General features: G+C 73.7%; 10 protein-coding genes and 1 pseudogene. 7 read left to right on the forward strand and 4 right to left on the reverse strand.

What is annotated here, in order from left to right:
- Positions 1 to 398: 398 nt before the first annotated feature.
- Entirely contained in the window at positions 399 to 1,127 is a 729-nt protein-coding gene (locus ACH5AF_RS14820) for a VIT1/CCC1 transporter family protein (RefSeq protein ID WP_398902043.1), read from the reverse strand.
- A 216-nt stretch (positions 1,128 to 1,343) separates the two neighbouring features.
- Here ACH5AF_RS14820 and ACH5AF_RS14825 point away from each other — a divergent pair, with 216 nt between their 5' ends.
- The 7 genes from ACH5AF_RS14825 to ACH5AF_RS14855 all read left to right on the forward strand — a co-directional run bounded on the left by ACH5AF_RS14825 (position 1,344) and on the right by ACH5AF_RS14855 (position 9,966).
- The gene (locus ACH5AF_RS14825; protein WP_398902044.1) at positions 1,344 to 2,396 is read left to right on the forward strand and encodes an ADP-ribosylglycohydrolase family protein; all 1,053 of its coding nucleotides are present in this window, start codon (positions 1,344 to 1,346) and stop codon (positions 2,394 to 2,396) included.
- Positions 2,397 to 2,842: 446 nt separating this feature from the next.
- Positions 2,843 to 4,129: an ADP-ribosylglycohydrolase family protein gene (locus ACH5AF_RS14830; protein WP_398902045.1), complete on the forward strand. Its 1,287-nt coding sequence runs from the start codon at positions 2,843 to 2,845 to the stop codon at positions 4,127 to 4,129.
- Between the two features lie 75 nt (positions 4,130 to 4,204).
- On the forward strand, positions 4,205 to 5,422 hold the full coding sequence (locus tag ACH5AF_RS14835) for an ADP-ribosylglycohydrolase family protein (RefSeq protein ID WP_398902046.1): 1,218 nt from the start codon (positions 4,205 to 4,207) through the stop codon (positions 5,420 to 5,422).
- A complete protein-coding gene (locus ACH5AF_RS14840) occupies positions 5,419 to 7,071 on the forward strand; it encodes an ADP-ribosylglycohydrolase family protein (protein WP_398902047.1) in 1,653 nt (550 codons plus the stop codon). The genes ACH5AF_RS14835 and ACH5AF_RS14840 overlap by 4 nt, the downstream gene beginning before the upstream one ends.
- A complete protein-coding gene (gene rbsK / locus ACH5AF_RS14845; RefSeq protein ID WP_398902048.1) occupies positions 7,068 to 7,955 on the forward strand; it encodes a ribokinase in 888 nt (295 codons plus the stop codon). Before ACH5AF_RS14840 ends, rbsK begins: the two co-directional genes overlap by 4 nt.
- Positions 7,952 to 9,166 (forward strand): CaiB/BaiF CoA transferase family protein, encoded by a 1,215-nt coding sequence (locus tag ACH5AF_RS14850; protein ID WP_398902049.1) that lies wholly within the window; start codon positions 7,952 to 7,954, stop codon positions 9,164 to 9,166. The genes rbsK and ACH5AF_RS14850 overlap by 4 nt, the downstream gene beginning before the upstream one ends.
- Positions 9,163 to 9,966 carry an HpcH/HpaI aldolase/citrate lyase family protein gene (locus ACH5AF_RS14855; RefSeq protein WP_398902050.1) on the forward strand — a complete coding sequence of 268 codons (804 nt, stop codon included), beginning with the start codon at positions 9,163 to 9,165 and terminating at the stop codon, positions 9,964 to 9,966. Before ACH5AF_RS14850 ends, ACH5AF_RS14855 begins: the two co-directional genes overlap by 4 nt.
- Before the next feature lie 220 nt (positions 9,967 to 10,186).
- Here ACH5AF_RS14855 and ACH5AF_RS14860 read toward each other — a convergent pair.
- From ACH5AF_RS14860 to ACH5AF_RS14870, 3 genes and pseudogenes are all read right to left on the reverse strand, one after another.
- Positions 10,187 to 10,378 (reverse strand): annotated as a pseudogene (locus tag ACH5AF_RS14860) (ATP-binding cassette domain-containing protein); the annotation flags it as partial.
- Between the two features lie 88 nt (positions 10,379 to 10,466).
- Entirely contained in the window at positions 10,467 to 11,480 is a 1,014-nt protein-coding gene (gene lgt, locus ACH5AF_RS14865) for a prolipoprotein diacylglyceryl transferase (protein WP_398902051.1), read from the reverse strand.
- A 126-nt stretch (positions 11,481 to 11,606) separates the two neighbouring features.
- Entirely contained in the window at positions 11,607 to 12,455 is an 849-nt protein-coding gene (locus tag ACH5AF_RS14870) for a DsbA family protein (protein ID WP_398902052.1), read from the reverse strand.

A 12,455-nucleotide genomic window follows, 5' to 3' on the forward strand; every position in this document is an offset into this window, starting at 1 on the left:
CCAAGCGGTGAAGGGTGGGTCACAGCCGAACAGACCGGACGGATCGGGATTCGGAGGACCAGCGCAGGAGCGGGCTTCATTGCCCTCAGCGCCTACGGCTCATGCCCGGTGATTACGGCGTCGAAACCGCCGGGTAACCGCTACTTATGTTGTGCCTTGCATAGTGTCTCATCCCGACCCCGATCCGAGGAGAGGGCGTACGTCACAGGGTCGCCGACACAGCCCCGAAACGCCAGTGCGGGTCCTCGAAACGTCACCGCACCCGCCTCGCGCGCCACCACACCGGGGCCTGGACGTGCCACCGCACCGGCCCTCGGCCGGCCACCGTACCCGCCCTCGACGCACCACCGCACCGGCCCTGGATCAGGACCGGTGCGGAATCCGGGGCGGAGCTCCCGTCAGACGGCGGCTCCGATGAGCATGCCCAGACCGTACGTGACGGCCGCCGCGGTGCCGCCCAGCGCGAACTGGCGCAGCCCGCTGAACCACCAGCTGCGAGCCGTGACCCTGGCCACCAGCGCGCCGCAGGCGAACAGGCCGGCCAAGGCGAGCAGCACGGCCGGCCACAGGTCGGTCGCGCCCAGAAGATAGGGCAGGACCGGCGGCAGCGCGCCGAGCGCGAACGAACCGAAGGAGGAGACGGCGGCGACGGCGGGCGAGGGCAGGTCATCGGGATCGATGCCGAGCTCCTCGCGGGCGTGGATCTCCAGCGCCTGCTCCGGATCCCGGGAGAGCTGCATGGCCACCTCACGGGCGAGCGGGGGCTCGACGCCACGGGAGACGTAGAGCGCGGCGAGCTCCTCCATCTCGTCGACCGGGTGTTTGCGCAACTCCCGCCGCTCGACGTCCAGTTCGGCCTGGACGAGCTCGCGCTGCGAGGCGACGGAGGTGTACTCGCCCGCCGCCATGGAGAACGCGCCGGCCGCGAGGCCCGCCAGTCCCGTGATCACGACGGTATGCGGCGAGACGGCACCGCCCGCGACGCCGGTCATCAGGGCGAGGTTGGAAACGAGCCCGTCCATCGCACCGAACACCGCGGGGCGCAGCCAGCCGCCGTTCACATCACGGTGGGTGTGGTTGTCGCGGTGCGCCTCGTGAAGCGCGGCCTCGGTTTCGATGATGGACACGGCTATCCCCTCTCCGGCAGCGGTACCCGGCAGGCCCGCTCCCCCTCGATGCCCTCGAAAATACGCACCGCGTAAGGGGCGCGCCAGCAAGGCAGGCCGTACTTACCTGGCAGGGAGGGGTGCAGCGAGCCGGGTGACAGAAACGTCTCTCGGGCTGTTTCGTGGGCGGCGCGTGGCACATATCCGGGAACAGGCTCGCGCGCGAAAGGGCCCCTCATGGAGTTGCTGACCGAGACGTCCACAGCCTCGGCGTCCGGGGAACGGGCCCCTGCCGCCGACGCCCTCCCCCGCGCGGCGGACGTCGATGACCGGGCGAGGGGCGCGCTGCTCGGCCTCGCGGTCGGCGACGCGCTCGGCGCGCCCGCCGAGAACCTGCGGCCCTCCGAGATCCGCCGCCGCTGGGGCCGTATCGAGGGCTTCGTCAGCGACGATCCCGCGGGCACGGACGACACCGAGTACGCGATCTTCTCGGGTCTGCTCCTCGCCCGGCACGGCTCGGAGCTGACCGTCGCGCATGTCGAGTCGGCGTGGCACGAGTGGATCGCGGACCTGGACGAGGGCCCCTTCCGCGGCGCGGGCTTCAGCGAGCGCGGCACGCTGGAGAACCTCCGCCGCGGCCTCGCCGCCCCGATCTCGGCGCAGCACCGGCACGCGTGGAGCGACGGCCTGGCGATGCGGGCGGCCCCGTTCGGCGTCTTCGCGGCCGGGCAGCCGGAGGAGGCAGCCCGGCTGGTGACGATCGACGGCAGCGTCAGCCACGATGGCGAGGGCATCCACGGCGGCCGCGCGGTCGCGGCCGGGGTCGCGGCGGCGATGGGCGGCGCCGGGCCGGCCGGGGTGATCGGCGCGGCGCTGTCGGTCGTCCCGATGGACTCGTGGACGGCCCGCTCGATGCGCCGCGCGGTGGTGGCGGCGGGCCGCGCCTACCCGGACGTCCTCACCATGGAACGGGCGATCCGCTCGACCGTGGTGATCGGCGGCTACCCCTGGACGGACCTGGCACCGGAGGCGGTCGGTCTGGCCTTCGGCGCGTTCGCGGCGGCCCGCGGGGACTTCCGCGGCTCGGTGCTGACGGCGGTGAACATGGGCCGCGACGCGGACACGACCGCGGCGGTGGCGGGGGCGCTGTCGGGAGCGGTGTCCGGGGCGCGGGCGATCCCGGAGGCATGGGCGTCGGCGATCGGCCCGGTCCGCGGCAGCTGCCTCCCCTCGATGCGCGGCCACCACGTCCTGGACGTGGCCGCGCTCCTGACCCCCGTCTCCCGATGACGCCCCCGACGCCCCCGCCCCCCGAGGGCCTGCACGTGGGAGACGCGATCCCTCCCCCGGAGACCGGGGCCGGTCCTTCTGCCCGTACGGAGGCGACGCCACCGGGCCGGGCGCGCAGCGCGACGACACCGACCGGGCCAGCGGCCCGGCTCCCGGCCACCACCGATGCGGCACCACCTGGCCCGGCACACAGTGCAAGAGCGGCCGAGGCAGCGCCCACTGGGCAAGGAGAGCCGTCTCCGGACGAGACTCTCCCTCCGGAAGAGACACACCCCAGCCGAACGCCTGGCCAGGCGGCGGCCGCGACCTCGCCCGCCGGGCGAGGGGACCTCAGCCTGAGGAAACCCGCACGGCAGCCCACGGCCACGGAGTCGGCACCGCACAACGTCAGAGCGGCCGGACGCACGCCCACCGGGCCAGCGGCCCGACCGCTGGCCACCACCGACATGGCCCCACCCGGGCACACGCGCAGCGCAAGAGCGGCAGGACCGGCCCACGCGGCGGCGACCCCGCGCAGCGCCCACGCAGTCGAGGGCGCGCCCGCGCGGCACGTCGCCGCTGAGGGCGGGGGTGGCACCACCGTGGCCGAGGCGCCCTCCCCAGCTCCGCACCGGGGCCGGGGGGCCGAGGCACCCGGCCCGGAGCGGCCGGTCGAGGGGCTGCTGCTCGGGATCGCAGCCGGCGACGCCGCCGGCTGGCCCGCCGCGCGGCACCGCGCCGGCCGCATGCCCGAGTGGACCCGGCGGCTCACCCGCGAGCTCGACACCTTCGCCGAGCACAACGCCACCACCACCCTCCCCGTGCCCATCGCCCTCAACCAGCCCCCGGAACCCCTCCGGCTCGGCCCGTCCGACGACGCCGAGTGGGCCGCGTTCGCCGCCGGGACCGTGCTCACCGCCTGCGGGGACCACTTCCGCGGCCTCACTCCCGGCCGCCGGGTGCGCGCCGCCGTGGACCTGGCCTGGAACTCGCTCGCCTGCCAGGTCGCCGCCGCCGCCGACCGCGCCCCCGAGGTCGAGTCAGCCGTAATCCCCCTGCGCGCCCGCATCTCCGTACGCGCGGGGCTGGGCAACCTCGCGGCCGGGCTGCGCCCGCCCGCCACCGGCCACGACAATCCGCACTACTTCGACGACGCTGCCTGCGTACGGGCCGCCGTACTCGCCGTCGTGCACCCCGGCGACCCCGCCGCGGCCGCCGAACTCGCCGAGTTCGACGCCCGCTACACCCAGGACGGCGACGGCGTGCACGGCGCGCGTGCCATGGCCGCCGCCGTGGCCGCGGCGCTCGGCGGCGCGTCGGCCGACGACACCGTCGAGACCGCACTGGCCCAGCTCCCCGAGTCCACGGAGATCGGCCGCAACGCGCGCCACGCCGTCGCACTCGCCCGCGGTACCGAAGGGGCGTTCGAGCTCGTGCCCCTGCTGGAGCATCAGATCGTCGACCACGTCTACAGCTACGGCATCGCCGCGGCCGAGACCGTCCCCATCGCGCTCGCCGTCACCATCGCGGCCCACGGCCGGGTCGCCGAGGCGGTGCCCGCGGCCGCATGCCTCTCCCGGGTCGCCGACTCCGCGCCCGCGCTGGCCGGCGCGCTGACCGGCGTCCTCGGCGGCGGCGACGCCGTGCCCGGCACCTGGCGCGACAGCTGCCGCATCCTCGCGGGCTGTGCCCTGCCCCATCTCGCCGGGACGGATCTCATCGAACTCGCCGCCCTGCTCGCGGTCGCGCTGTAGGGCAGCCGAGGGGCCACGGTCGAATCCGGGCGCGCGGTACGCCGTCAACCGCCACCCCAAGGGAACAATTGGGGCATGACGACAGCGACGGCGAACACGACGGCGAGCGCGACGAGCACGACGTCGGCAGAGCGCACGACTCCCCCGCCCCCCTCACTCGACGACCGCTTCCGGGGCAGCCTCGTGGGCGCCGCCGTCGGCGACGCTCTCGGCGGGCCCGTCGAGGGCTACACACCGGAACAGATCGTCGAGCGGCACGGCGGCCGCGTCGAGGGCATCGTCGGCCCCTGGAACGGCGACGAATGGCGCACCGCGCGCCCCCTCGCCCCGTACCACAAGGGCAACGGCCACATCACCGACGACACGTTGATGACCCACGCCCTGGTCCGCGTCTACGCCACCGTCCGCGACCATCTGGACGCCTACGCCGTCGCCGACCACCTCGTCCCGGACCTGATCTCCAACACCCGCTGGATCCCTGAACTGGAGGCAGAGGCCCTCCCCCTGCACCGGGTCTTCCTGGCCGAGAAGTGGATCGTCCACCGCCTGTACTACGGGCACAACGACCCGCGCGAGGCGGGCGTCGGCAACATCGTCAACTGCGGTGCCGCGATGTACATGGCACCGGTCGGCCTCGTCAACGCGGCGGACCCGACGGCCGCTTACCACGAGGCCCTCGACATCGCCGGCGCACACCAGTCCTCGTACGGCCGTGAGGCTGCGGGCGTCTTCGCGGCGGCGGTCGCCGCGGCCTGTCTTCCTCGGTCGACGCCCGCCACCGTGGTGGACGCGGCGCTCGCCCTCGCGAAGGACGGCACACAGGCCGCGATCGAGGCCGCCGCCGAAACCGCCGCCCATCACTCGGACTTCGAGTCCGCGCTCGGCCCGCTGCGGGCCGCGGTGGCACCGTTCGACACGGTCGGTCCCGACTACCGCGCCCCGTCGCTGGGTGCGCGGCGGCCCTCGCGACTGCACTCGATCGAGGAGCTGCCGATCGCCCTCGGCATGCTGCTCGTCGGTGACGGCGACTTCCGGCGTACGGTCCTGTCGTGCGTCAACTACGGGCGCGACTGCGACTCGATCGCGACGATGGCCGGCGCGATCGCGGGCGCCCTGCACGGCGAGGGGGCCGTACCGCAGGAGTGGGCGGAGCGGGTCGCCGAGGCGAGCCGGGTCGATCTGCGTGCGCCCGCCGTTGAGCTGACGACCGTGGCCCGGGAGATCCACGCCCGGGACCTGGCGCGCCGCCGCGCCCACGAGGCGGCGTTCGCCGAGCTGACGGACGCCCGATGACCAGCCTGTTGCGCCTTACCTGGGTGCAGCCGGAGGACCTCGTCGGCCACGAGCTCCGCCAGGCGGAGCAGGACGGCCGCGACGCCACGGCCGTGCGCGACCGCTGGCTGGCCGCCGGCGGCGGTTACGCCCCGCCCCGGGCGGGCGCTTCCCCGGACCCGCCGCGCCCGGAGCTGCGGGCGCTCGCCGGAGAGCTGCTCGACGAACTGGCCGCGCTGTCCTCCCCATTGGCGGCCGACGAACCGACGGACTGGCCTTCGATCGTCGCGGCCTGCCCCCAGTGGCCGTCGTCCCCGCGGCGCGGCCCTGACCGCCACCCCGTCCCGGCCGCCGAGCCTGGTCTCGGGGCCCGGGAAACGGATCCCCGCCCCGACGCCCGGGACAGCGCGCCCCCTGCCTCGGGCGCCGTGCCGTCCGCGCCGGGCGTCGTGCCCGGCCGTCCGGGCGACCCGCCACCCGCCGAAGGCCCCCTGCCGCCGCCCGGGGCACCGCATTCCCCCGAGTGGGGACCGGACGTCCACGCTCGCGGCTCGCGGCTCGCGGCCGCCGGGCCCGAGGGGCGCACGCCCGCCGTGTCCCGGCCCCCTGACGAGTCTCTGCTGCACGCCCTGCACGCCGCATGGCTCGGCCGTGCCGTCGGGTGCCTGCTCGGCAAGCCCGTCGAGAAGCTGCCCCTCCAGGCCATCCGCGCCATCGGCCGCGCCACCGGGAACTGGCCCCCGACCACCTACTTCACCGCCAAGGGCCTGCCTGCCGAACTCGCCGCCACGCACCCGTGGAACCGGCGCAGCGCGGCCACATCGCTCGCCGAGAACATCGACGGCATGCCCGAGGACGACGACCTGAACTATCCCCTCCTCGCCCTTGCCCTCCTCCAGCGCCACGGCCGCGCGTTCACCACAGCGCAGGTCGGCGCCCTGTGGCTGGACGAACTCCCCGCCGGGCGGACCTTCACCGCCGAACGCGTCGCCTACCGCAACCTCCTCTCCGGCATCGAGCCCCCGTTCACCGCCACCCACCGCAACCCCTTCCGCGAATGGATCGGCGCCGCGATCCGGGCCGACCTGCACGGCTGGACCAACCCCGGCGATCCGGCCGCCGCGGCCGAGCAGGCGTACCGCGACGCCGTGCTCACCCACACCGCGAACGGCGTCTACAGCGCGATGTTCACCGCCGGCGCCATCGCGGCGGCGGCCGGCGGCACCACCGATGTGCACGAGGCGATCGCCACCGGCCTGACCGTCGTACCGACCGGCTCCCGCCTCGCCCGCGCCGTACGCTTCGGCGTCGAAACGGCCCGCTCGGAGGTCGACTTCGACCGCGCCGTCGACCTTGTGCACGCGGCCTACGGCGCGTACCACTGGGTGCACGCCCTGCCCAACGCCGCCCTGCTCGCCGCCGCGCTCACCCATGCCGAAGGCGAATTCACCGGCACCGTCTCGCGTGCCGTCTCCGGCGGGCTCGACACCGACTCGGGCGGTGCGACGGCCGGTTCGCTCGCCGGGCTGCTGGCCGGCCACCCCGGGAGGCTGCCGGACCACTGGACGGCCCCGCTGAAGAACCGGCTGTCCACCTCCGTCGCCGGATTCGACGGTACCGGCTTCGACACCCTGGCCCGTCTCACGCTGAAGGAGGCACTCCGCCCATGACCGGCATCGTGGTGCTCGGCAGTACCAACATGGACCTCGTCGCCTATGTCGCACACGCCCCCAAGCGCGGAGAGACCGTCACGGGACGGGAGTTCCGTACGGTCCCCGGTGGCAAGGGCGCGAACCAGGCCGTGGCCGCCGCCCGCGCGGGCGGTGATGTCGCCATGATCGGCGCCGTGGGGTCCGACGACTTCGGCGCCGTGCTCCGTCACACCCTCGACGCGTCGGGCGTCGACACCGACCTGCTGCGCACCGCGGACGGCCCCTCCGGCACCGCGCACATCGTCGTCGACGACGAGGGCGGGAACTCCATCGTCGTCATCCCCGGCGCCAATGGCACCGTGACGGGGCTTTCACCCGGCGACGAAGCCCTCATCGCCACGGCCGACCTCGTCCTGCTGCAGCTCGAACTTCCGCTCAGCGCCGTGCTCAACGGTGCCGAGGCCGCTCACCGGCATTCCGTACGCACCGTGCTCACCCCCTCTCCCGCGCAGCCGCTGCCACCCGAACTCCTCTCCGTCATCGACCTGCTGGTGCCCAACGAGCACGAGGCGGCCGCCCTCGCCGGGATCGCCGACCCGCACGGCGCGGCCGAAGCCCTGCTGCGACAGGTCCCCGCGGTCGTCATCACCCTCGGCGCCGCGGGCTGTCTGTACGCCGCCCGCGACAGAGAACCCGTCACCGTGCCCGCACCCCAGGTCGCCGCCGTGGACACCACCGCGGCCGGCGACACCTTCGCCGGCGCCCTCGCCGTCGCCCTCGGGGAAGGAAAACCGGTCCCCGAGGCCCTGGCGTGGGCCTCCACCGCCGCCGCCCTGTCCGTCCAACGCCCAGGAGCGTCCACCTCCATGCCCTACCGCCCCGAGATCGACGCCGCCTCATGACCCCCTCTCCCACACCGGACACCCCGCCCGCTCCCCTGACCGGACTCCGCGTCCTCGACCTCGCGACCCTCTTCGCCGGTCCGCTGTGCGCCACCCTGCTCGGCGACTTCGGTGCCGAGGTCATCAAGGTCGAGCACCCCACCCGCCCCGATCCGTCCCGCGGCCACGGGCCCGCCAAGGACGGCGTCGGGCTGTGGTGGAAGGTCCTCGGCCGCAACAAGCGCACTGTCACCCTCGATCTGTCCACACCCGGCGGCCGGGCCACGCTGCTGCGCCTCGCGACGACGGCCGACGTGGTCGTCGAGAACTTCCGCCCGGGCACCCTGGAGAAGTGGGGCCTCGGCTGGGAGGAACTGAGCGCGGCCAACCCCCGTCTCGTCCTCACCCGGGTCACGGGCTTCGGCCAGTTCGGGCCGTACTCGAACCGGCCCGGGTTCGGAACGCTCGCGGAGGCGATGAGCGGATTCGCCGCCGCCACCGGCGAGCCGGAGGGCCCGCCCACCCTGCCGCCCTTCGGCCTCGCCGACTCCGTCGCCGCGCTCGCCACCGCCTACGCCGTGATGACCGCGCTCGCCGCCCGCACCACCACCGGCCGGGGCCAGGTGGTCGACATGGCGATCATCGAACCCATCCTCGCCGTACTCGGACCGCAACTGCTCTGGTACGACCAGCTCGGCTACGTCCAGCCGCGCACCGGCAACCGGTCCCGCAACAACGCGCCCCGCAACATCTACCGCACGGCCGACGGCAGTTGGCTCGCGGTCTCCACCTCCGCCCAGTCCGTCGCCGAACGCGTGATGCACCTGGTCGGCCGCCCCGAGCTGATCGACGAGCCCTGGTTCGCCACCGGCCACGGCCGCGCCGAGCACGCCGACCTGCTCGACGAGGCGGTCGGCGGATGGATCGCACGGCACACCCGCACGGACGCCGTGGCCGCGTTCGAAAAAGCCGAGGCGGCGATCGCTCCGGTCTACGACGTCCGTGACATCGTCGCCGACCCCCAGTACCAGGCGCTCGGGACGATCACCGAGGTCCCGGACCCCGAGCTCGGCCCGCTGCGTATGCAGAACGTCCTCTTCCGGCTGTCCGAGACTCCTGGCGCCATCCGCTGGGCCGGGCGCCCGCACGGCGCCGACACCGAGGAGGTGCTCTCCGAACTGGGTCTCACCCCGGCCGACATCACCGCGCTGCGCACCGAAGGAGCTCTATGACCTTCCCCCTGACCTGGCTCTATGCCCCCGGTGACCGCCCCGACGTCGTGCACAAGGCCATCGCCTCCGGCGCCGACGTCGTCATCGTCGACCTCGAGGACGCGGTGGCCCAGGGCCGCAAGGAATACGCCCTTGCCGCCACGGCCGAACTGCTCTCCTCCCACCTGCCCCTGCCGGTCCATGTCCGCATCAACTCCCCCCTGGACATCGAGACCCTCACAGGGCTGCCGGGTCTGACAGCGCTGCGTGTTCCCAAGGTCGCATACGCCACTGACATTCAGCAGATCGCGGCCTCGGCACCGGGCGTCCCCCTGTACGCGCTGCTGGAGTCGGCGCTCGCGGTCGAGCACGCGTACGCCATCGCCACCGCCCATGACGCGGTCCGCGGCATCGCCCTCGGCGAGTCCGATCTCCGCGCCGATCTGGGCGTGCGCGGCGACACCGGTCTCGACTGGCCGCGCACCCGCACGGTGGTCGCGGCCCGAGCGGCGGGGCTGGCGCCGCCGACGCAGTCCGTGTTCCCCGACATCCTCGACCTCGACGCGCTGCACGCGTCGTGCACCCACGGCCGCTCCCTCGGCTTCCTCGGCCGCGCGGCCATCCATCCCCGTCAGCTGCCGGTCATCGAACGCGCCTACCGGCCGACTCCTCAGGAGATCGAGTCCGCCGAGGAGATCGTGAAGGCGGCCGCCGAGGACGAGGGCGCGATGGCCCTGCCGGACGGACGGTTCGTCGATGCGGCGGTCGTGGCGGCCGCGCAGCGCACGCTCGACATCGCCGCACGGGACTGGGAGCCCTGACACCACCGGCCCCCGCCCGGTGCGCCCGCCGTCCGGTGCGGGCCGCGCCCTGGTGTGCGGCGCGGCGCGGGCCGTGCCCTGGTGCGCGGTCCGGTGCGGGCACCCCACCGGACTCCCGGCCCACACGAACCGGGCCCGGGAGTCTTAGCCCCGGAGTCCCAGGGTTTCCCCATTCGGGCAGCTCGTGGAACTCGTGGAGCTCATGGAGCTCATGGAGCTCATGGAGCTCATGGAGCAACTCCATCACCGCCGCACCCTCCCTGGAGTCGAGTGCTCCGGTCGGCTCGTCGGCGAGCAGGACGGCCGGTTGGCCGGCCCCCGCACGGGCGATCGCGACGCGCTGCTTCTCACCGCCGGACAGCGCGTACGGGCGGTGGTCGAGGCGACGGCCGAGCCCCACCCGTTCCAGGGCGGCTGCTCAAGACCCCGGACTCCACTCCCGATACGCGAAGACCGCCGGAGGCGTCGCCTCCGGCGGTCTTCGTCACGGCTCTGCCGTATCAGCCCTTGCCCGCCGATCTGGCGTCCGTGGCCGCGTCCCCGTCGGCGTCGGCGTCGGCGTCGGTGACCGCATCGGGGTGATCGGCCGCATCGGCCTCGGGCGCGACATCGGCGGTCGTGGCGCCGACGTCGTCGGTGTTCTCAGAGCTGCTCTCAGTGTGCTCGGCGTTCTCGTCCCCGGCCTTCTTGGCGAGGTCCACCGCCGCGGGCTCCACGATCGCCTCACGGCCCGGGCGCAGCCGGGCCGAGACGACCATGTACACCACGGCCAGCAGGAAGACCACGATCGAGGTCCATACGTTCAGCCGCAGGCCCAGCACGTGATGCGCCTCGTCGACCCGCATGTACTCGATCCAGCCGCGGCCCACGCAGTAGGCGGCGACGTAGAGCGCGAACGCCCGGCCGTGGCCCAGCTTGAAGCGGCGGTCTGCCCAGATCACGAGCAGCGCGACGCCGATGCACCACAGGGACTCGTAGAGGAACGTCGGATGGTAGAGGCCGGCCTCGCGGTTCGGGCCCTCGGTGATCTTCAGGGCCCAGGGCAGGTCGGTGGGTTTGCCGTACAGCTCCTGGTTGAACCAGTTGCCCCAGCGGCCGATCGCCTGGGCGAAGGCGACCGCGGGGGCGAGGGCGTCGGCCCAGGCCGGAAGCGGAATGCCCCGGCGGCGGCAGCCGATCCAGGCACCGACCGCGCCCAGCGCGATCGCGCCCCAGATACCGAGGCCACCCTCCCAGATCTTGAATGCGTCGACCCAGTTCTCACCCTCGCTGAAGTACAGCTGGTAGTCGGTGATCACGTGGTAGAGCCGGCCGCCGACGAGGCCGAAGGGCACGGCCCAGACGGCGATGTCTGCGACGGTGCCGGCCTTGCCGCCCCGGGCGACCCAGCGCTTGTTGCCGAACCAGACGGCTACGAAGACGCCGATGATGATGCAGAAGGCATAGCCGCGCAGCGGGAGCGGTCCGAGATGGATGACTCCGGTCGACGGGCTGGGAATGTAGGCGATGTCCATGGCAGCACCGACGCTACCGTGCCGGGTGGGACGTACGACAACCCACCCGGCAACGTCTGGGTAACGAGCCCCTGCCCCCGGCCGTCGTGCACACGGAGCGGACGCCGTGCCGCGGAAGCGGCGGGGTCAGGGCGACGACGCGCCCGCGGACCCGCCGACGCCCGCCGCGGGCTGCTGGGTGCCGGGCTTCTTGCCCTTGTTGGCTTCCTCGACCCACTTCTTGAAGTTGGCCACGGAGATCTGCTCCTTGCCCTTCGTCGGGAAGATCGACTCGCCGTTGAGCTGCACGGTCGGCGTGCCGCGGAAGCCGCCCTTCTGGAAGGCCTCGTTGGACTTCTTGACCCAGCCGTCGTGCTTGCCGTCCTCGACGCAGCTGCGGAAGGCGGGCGTGTCTAGGCCCTCGACCTTGCCTGCGAGCTCGATGAGCCTGTCGTTGTCGGCGAAGGCGTCGTCCGGCTCGGGCGGCTGATTCATGAAGAGCACGTCGTGATACTCGGGGAACTTGCCGGCGTCCTGGGCGCAGGCCGCCGCGTTCGCCGCGCGCAGGGAGCCGGTGCCGCCCATGTTGCCGTCGATGAGGGTGGCGAGGTGGTACTCGGTCTTGATCTGGCCGGCCTTCTCCAGCTCGTGGATCGTCTCCCGCAGGGCGTTCTCGAACTGGGCACAGGCCGGGCAGCGGAAGTCCTCCCACACGGTGAGGGTGGAGGGCGCATCGCTCGCGCCGACCGGGATCGCGAGCTGCTCCTCGCCCTCCGCCCCGCTCGGCGCCGAGAGCGGACCGGTCTGCGACGGGCCGTCCCCGTCCTTGCCGCTGTTCGCCGCGATCAGGCCGACCACGGTGGCCAGGCCGAGGACCCCGACGACGGCCGCCGCCACGATCAGGGTCCGCCTGCGCTTCTCGCGCGCCTGGTCCCGCTTCCGTTCCTGCTGGAGCCGCTCGCGTGCGGTCCGCTTCCGTTCTTCGTTCTCGCTCAC

Origin of the sequence: Streptomyces sp. NPDC018833 (assembly GCF_044390825.1) — a bacterium.
Lineage (GTDB): Bacteria > Actinomycetota > Actinomycetes > Streptomycetales > Streptomycetaceae > Streptomyces.

What these genes read in the sequence shown, in the direction of transcription:
- ACH5AF_RS14825 (WP_398902044.1), top strand. Translation starts at nt 1,344, where the DNA reads ATGGAGTTGCTGACCGAGACGTCCACAGCCTCGGCGTCCGGGGAACGG.
- ACH5AF_RS14830 (WP_398902045.1), top strand. Translation starts at nt 2,843, where the DNA reads ATGGCCCCACCCGGGCACACGCGCAGCGCAAGAGCGGCAGGACCGGCC.
- ACH5AF_RS14835 (WP_398902046.1), top strand. Translation starts at nt 4,205, where the DNA reads ATGACGACAGCGACGGCGAACACGACGGCGAGCGCGACGAGCACGACG.
- ACH5AF_RS14840 (WP_398902047.1), top strand. Translation starts at nt 5,419, where the DNA reads ATGACCAGCCTGTTGCGCCTTACCTGGGTGCAGCCGGAGGACCTCGTC.
- rbsK (WP_398902048.1), top strand. Translation starts at nt 7,068, where the DNA reads ATGACCGGCATCGTGGTGCTCGGCAGTACCAACATGGACCTCGTCGCC.
- ACH5AF_RS14850 (WP_398902049.1), top strand. Translation starts at nt 7,952, where the DNA reads ATGACCCCCTCTCCCACACCGGACACCCCGCCCGCTCCCCTGACCGGA.
- ACH5AF_RS14855 (WP_398902050.1), top strand. Translation starts at nt 9,163, where the DNA reads ATGACCTTCCCCCTGACCTGGCTCTATGCCCCCGGTGACCGCCCCGAC.
- lgt (WP_398902051.1), bottom strand. Translation starts at nt 11,480, where the DNA reads ATGGACATCGCCTACATTCCCAGCCCGTCGACCGGAGTCATCCATCTC.